This window comes from Planktotalea sp., from assembly GCF_049680325.1.
Taxonomy (GTDB): Bacteria; Pseudomonadota; Alphaproteobacteria; order Rhodobacterales; family Rhodobacteraceae; genus Planktotalea.
The window spans coordinates 1-4,635 of the sequence record NZ_JBAUHO010000003.1; the positions used below are offsets into that span (position 1 = coordinate 1).

The window sequence follows — 4,635 nt, forward strand, 5'->3', positions numbered from 1 at the left end:
GCGAATGTCGGCCTTACGCTCGACAGCGATCAAACCCCGGAATTGTTTGGCGAAGATCAGGCGCGCTACCTTGTCGCCTGCAACTTCGATCAGGCCGAAGCGTTGATGGGCGAAGCCGCAAAAGCAGGCGTTCCAATCGCATTCGTGGGCAAGTTTGGCGGTGAGGATGTCACAATAGGTCATTCAAGCGCCCCGCTTGCGGAATTAAAAGCCTTGTCCGAAAGCGTCTTTCCAGCGCTCTTTTCATAAGGCCCCTTGTCCGGCCCTCCCCGCGCTTCTACATCTGAGGCAAGTAACGCACTGAAAGGCATCTAAATGGCGATCACCGCACAAGAGATTGAAACCCTTCTTCGCGAGGCCTTCCCGGAAGGTCAGATCACTGTGCAAGGCGATGATGGCCAGCACTTTGCTGCCGAAGTGATTGATGCCTCATTCGCAGGTAAAAACCGCGTGCAACAACAGCGCGCGGTTTATGCTGCGCTAAAAGGTAAGATGGACGGTAGCGCGGGCGAGTTGCACGCGCTAGCCCTGACGACCAAAGCCCCTAACTAACCCCTTCGCGCCAAAGCGCATCAGGAGACGATTATGAGCGACGCAAAAGAAACCATCCAAAAGACAGTCACTGACAACAATGTTGTTCTGTTCATGAAGGGCACAAAAGAAATGCCGCAGTGCGGGTTTTCCTCGCGCGTGGCTGGCGTTTTGAACTACATGGGCGTTGATTTCACGGATGTGAACGTACTTGCCGATGAGGGCATTCGCCAAGGCATCAAGGATTTTTCTGACTGGCCGACAATCCCGCAGCTTTATGTCAAAGGCGAATTCGTGGGCGGCTGCGATATCATCACCGAAATGACGCTTTCAGGCGAACTGGACACGCTGTTTGACGAAAACGCTGTTGCCTATGACAAAGACGCAGCAGACAAAATTCGCGAAGCCAACGGCTAAGTCAGGCCGGCAATGTGATGACCGCTGCGCACCGCTTGCTCGCATGCCAGCGCCATTGATTTACGGCTCTCCGCCTCTGCCACGCGCAGGGGCGGATGGTAGACCACTTCGACAGAACCTGCTTTGCGCACGGCCAGCGTTTTTATCAGGTGTGGAAAGAAATCCATCTCCCCCCACCAGCCATAGAACCGCGCCTCTTCCCCTTTAGGGGCTGTGTAGTTCACGCTGACGGGCTGAACCCATAGAATATCGCGCAGCTCCGGCGCGAAGAACGCAGCGAACAGCGTTGATTTGAAAGGCAGAACCCGCAAGCCGTCGGTGGATGTCCCTTCTGGAAAAAACAACAGCTTGTGACCAGCCTTTAGTCTGCTTTCGAAAACCTCTTTTTGCACGCGCGCCTTGCGCGGGTCACGCTCAATGAAAACGGTCCCTGTTGCGCGCGCCAATGCGCCGATACCGGGCCAGCCGGCCACTTCGGACTTGGACACGAAATAAACCCGCTTGGCAGCATTCAGCGAAAAGATATCCAACCAAGAGCTATGATTGGCCACCACGGCCCCGGAATGGCGCATTTGCGCGCCCTTAACCGTAAAGCCCATCCCCATGATCCGAAACGCGTTTCGACACACAAATTGCGTGATATAAGGCGTGATAGGACGACGCAGACCAAAAAAGGGGCGTTCAATTAAACGCGTAAGCAAGAGCAAGACAAGGCACACCAGGATCAGCGCGATAATCGGAATTGCGCGTAGCACAAATCGAAGCCAGCCAATGGTGCCGATCTTCGACAGGTCGACAACGTCATCTTTATCTGGTTGCCATGTCGGGCTCATCGCGCGCGTCCCTTCGTATAAAGTTTCCGCTGCTTTTCGCTCATTTGAGCAACATCGAGGATCAGACACACATCGGTGGTATTAAACTTGTAATCAAGATAGGCCCCCTGCCCGACGACACCGCCAAGGCGCAAATAGGCTTTGATGAGCGCAGGGATCTGGATCATCGCCGCTTTGCGATCCAGCTGCTCTGGCTCGATCATATCAAGCGGCGCATTGGGTGGTTTGGCCGTCACGCGCAGCGCCTCTGGCGCGAGGTGGCGTTGAAAGAGCAAAGACAATGGCTGCGCCCAGTCAGCTGGATCACTTCCGTGAAAGCTTGCAACGCCAAACAGGATATCAATGCCCTCGCGCATGATATGCTCTGCAAGTGCGCTCCAAAGATGATACATCGCGGTGCCACCGCGATACTCTCGATGTAGGCACGAGCGCCCCAATTCCAGCAGCCGGCGTTTGGACTTTAGTAAACAGCTAAGGTCATATTCGTGCTCTGAATAAAACCCTCCCGCTTGCGCCGCGCCGTCTTGGTCCAACAGACGATAGGCCCCGACGACTTTGCCGCCTTCTTCGCCTGTGCGGGTGCGATCAATCAGTAGCAAATGACGGGAATAAGGGTCAAAGCGATCCCGCTCCAGGCATTGTTCGTGGTCCACCAACGCGCCGTCGCCACCAAGTTCCCGCACAAACACATCGTAGCGCAGCGCCTGCACCGCACGCAGATGCGCCTCTGTGCTAGCAAAAATCACGTCAAAATCTGGTTGTGTCATAAGCAGACCAGTGCAGGAAACTTGGGGCGAGCAATACGCAAAGCGCAGCCGTGTTACAAGCGCATCAATTTCCCGCAAAACACGAGCAACACAACTTTAAGTTGATTTATGGATTATTAACCATTAGGACTCATCAAAGACAGGTAGCAACGCAACCAGAGTGCCATTGATGACAACCTTCCCGACCTCTCGAAAGTTAACGGTGATGCGCCCCTGGATCACCGATTGCACCTGCCCGAGGCCCCAGTCCGGCTCGGATGGGTGGCGCACTAACATTCCTGGCTCCAAGAACGCATTGAGGTCACTCATGTCATTTCCTTCCAAGGGACATCCTAATGGGTCAACATAGTCTGCACTTCGCCGCGTTGGTAGGCTCGCGCATCTGCCACGATCTGATTAGCCCGATCGGGGCAATCAACAACGGAATGGAACTCATTTCAATGACGGGAAGCGCGGTCGGGCCCGAAATGGCGCTGATCTCCGAAAGCGTTGATGCCGCCAATGCGCGCATCCGGTTTTTCCGCATCGCCTACGGTGCGCCCAGCGAAACCCAGTTGCTTGGCCGCGCCGAGATTACTTCGATCCTGCGGGATATCACACGCGGCTCGCGCTTGCTTGTTCAGTGGGACCCTGTCGAAGATCTTAGCCGATCCGAAGTACAAATCGCCTTTCTGGCCATTCAATGCGCCGAACAGGCCATGGCCTTTGGCGGGACGTTGACAATCACACGCCGCGGCAAGAACTGGCACTTTGACATGGCCGCAGACCGCCTGCGGCTGGAGCCTGCCCTTTGGGACACGCTATCGCGCGCACCAGGCGAGACCGACAATGACAGCGCAATCGTGCCTGCGCACGTGCAATTCCTGCTGCTTCCGCTCTGCGCGTCCAATCAAGGCCGCAACATCAGTTTTGTGCAAACGGCTGAAGGTGCCTCGCTAACGATCTAGGCGTTAGGCGCGTACGGTTCCGTCCCCTTCAACCAGATACTTGAAGCTGGTCAATTGCGCCGCACCGACAGGGCCGCGCGCATGCATCTTGCCGGTGGCAATACCAATTTCAGCGCCCATGCCAAATTCACCGCCATCCGCAAACTGGGTGGACGCATTCCGCATCAGAATTGCGCTATCGAGTTCGGCAAAGAATTTCGCCGCTGCCGCGTCATCTTCCGTCAGGATGCAATCTGTGTGGTTTGAGCCGAAATTGCGAATATGGGTGATGGCCCCGTCGATATCGTCAACCACTTTGGCCGCGATAATCATATCAAGGAATTCATGCCCGAAATCCGCGTCATTGGCTGCAACGGTGCCCTCGATATCGCCCAGTCCTTCGCCAACGCGCACTTCTACGCCTGCATCCACAAGCGCGCGCAACACGCCCTGCCCGAGCGTATCGACGACATCACGGTGAACAAGCAGGCATTCGGCAGACCCACAAATGCCCGTGCGCCGTGTCTTCGCGTTAAGCACGACATCAAGTGTTTTTACGGGATCGGCTGCCGCATCAATATAGATATGAACAATGCCCTCAAGATGGGCAAAGACAGGCACACGCGCTTCACGTTGCACCAGTCCAACCAACCCTTTGCCACCGCGCGGCACAATCACGTCGATCGTATCGGTCATGGTCAACATTTCCTGCACCGCAGCACGATCGCGCGTTGGCACAAGCTGGATCGCATCCGCGGGCAAACCCGCCTTAACGACCCCGTCCACCAATGCCGCGTGAATAGCGCCAGAGCTGTGAAAGCTTTCCGAGCCGCCGCGCAGGATCACCGCATTACCGGATTTCAAACACAGCGCACCTGCGTCCGCTGTGACATTCGGGCGGCTTTCGTAAATCACGCCGATCACGCCCAAAGGCGTGCGCACACGGCGAATATGCAGTCCTGACGGCATGTCCCATTCGGCCAGAACTTCGCCCACAGGGTCGGCCTGCTCTGCGACCGCACGCAGGCCATCCACGATACCCTGAATGCGGCCCTCGTCCAGCATCAGGCGATCCATCATGGCGTCAGACAGGCCCTTTTCGCGCCCGAATTCCATATCAAGCTGGTTCGCGTCGATGATCGCCTCGCGGCTTTTCCACAC

The 4,635-nt window shown here is 56.2% G+C and carries 7 protein-coding genes and 1 pseudogene; 4 read left to right on the plus strand and 4 right to left on the minus strand.

What is annotated here, in order from left to right; translation table 11 throughout:
* The 3 genes and pseudogenes from WBC85_RS00100 to grxD all read left to right on the plus strand — a co-directional run.
* Positions 1-249: pseudogene (locus WBC85_RS00100) on the plus strand (phosphoribosylformylglycinamidine synthase subunit PurL); the annotation flags it as partial.
* Positions 250-315: 66 nt separating this feature from the next.
* Positions 316-552 (plus strand): BolA/IbaG family iron-sulfur metabolism protein, encoded by a 237-nt coding sequence (locus WBC85_RS00105; protein WP_424432654.1) that lies wholly within the window; start codon positions 316-318, stop codon positions 550-552.
* A 33-nt stretch (positions 553-585) separates the two neighbouring features.
* On the plus strand, positions 586-948 hold the full coding sequence (gene grxD, locus WBC85_RS00110) for a Grx4 family monothiol glutaredoxin (RefSeq protein ID WP_424432655.1): 363 nt from the start codon (positions 586-588) through the stop codon (positions 946-948).
* Here grxD and WBC85_RS00115 read toward each other — a convergent pair.
* The 3 genes from WBC85_RS00115 to WBC85_RS00125 all read right to left on the minus strand — a co-directional run bounded on the left by WBC85_RS00115 (position 945) and on the right by WBC85_RS00125 (position 2,857).
* The gene (locus tag WBC85_RS00115; protein WP_424432656.1) at positions 945-1,781 is read right to left on the minus strand and encodes a lysophospholipid acyltransferase family protein; all 837 of its coding nucleotides are present in this window, start codon (positions 1,779-1,781) and stop codon (positions 945-947) included. The genes grxD and WBC85_RS00115 overlap by 4 nt on opposite strands.
* Positions 1,778-2,548 (minus strand): GNAT family N-acetyltransferase, encoded by a 771-nt coding sequence (locus tag WBC85_RS00120; protein WP_424432657.1) that lies wholly within the window; start codon positions 2,546-2,548, stop codon positions 1,778-1,780. The genes WBC85_RS00115 and WBC85_RS00120 overlap by 4 nt, the downstream gene beginning before the upstream one ends.
* Before the next feature lie 123 nt (positions 2,549-2,671).
* On the minus strand, positions 2,672-2,857 hold the full coding sequence (locus WBC85_RS00125; protein ID WP_424432658.1) for a DUF3553 domain-containing protein: 186 nt from the start codon (positions 2,855-2,857) through the stop codon (positions 2,672-2,674).
* A 26-nt stretch (positions 2,858-2,883) separates the two neighbouring features.
* Here WBC85_RS00125 and WBC85_RS00130 point away from each other — a divergent pair, with 26 nt between their 5' ends.
* On the plus strand, positions 2,884-3,495 hold the full coding sequence (locus WBC85_RS00130; RefSeq protein WP_424432659.1) for a histidine phosphotransferase family protein: 612 nt from the start codon (positions 2,884-2,886) through the stop codon (positions 3,493-3,495).
* Positions 3,496-3,498: 3 nt separating this feature from the next.
* Here WBC85_RS00130 and WBC85_RS00135 read toward each other — a convergent pair.
* On the minus strand, positions 3,499-4,635 hold a 1,137-nt coding region (locus tag WBC85_RS00135), incomplete at its 5' end, for a glutamate-5-semialdehyde dehydrogenase (RefSeq protein WP_424432660.1).

Excerpts from the sequence above, each read along its gene's own strand:
- WBC85_RS00105 (WP_424432654.1), top strand. The coding sequence starts at position 316 with ATGGCGATCACCGCACAAGAGATTGAAACCCTTCTTCGCGAGGCCTTC.
- grxD (WP_424432655.1), top strand. The coding sequence starts at position 586 with ATGAGCGACGCAAAAGAAACCATCCAAAAGACAGTCACTGACAACAAT.
- WBC85_RS00115 (WP_424432656.1), bottom strand. The coding sequence starts at position 1,781 with ATGAGCCCGACATGGCAACCAGATAAAGATGACGTTGTCGACCTGTCG.
- WBC85_RS00120 (WP_424432657.1), bottom strand. The coding sequence starts at position 2,548 with ATGACACAACCAGATTTTGACGTGATTTTTGCTAGCACAGAGGCGCAT.
- WBC85_RS00125 (WP_424432658.1), bottom strand. The coding sequence starts at position 2,857 with ATGAGTGACCTCAATGCGTTCTTGGAGCCAGGAATGTTAGTGCGCCAC.
- WBC85_RS00130 (WP_424432659.1), top strand. The coding sequence starts at position 2,884 with ATGGGTCAACATAGTCTGCACTTCGCCGCGTTGGTAGGCTCGCGCATC.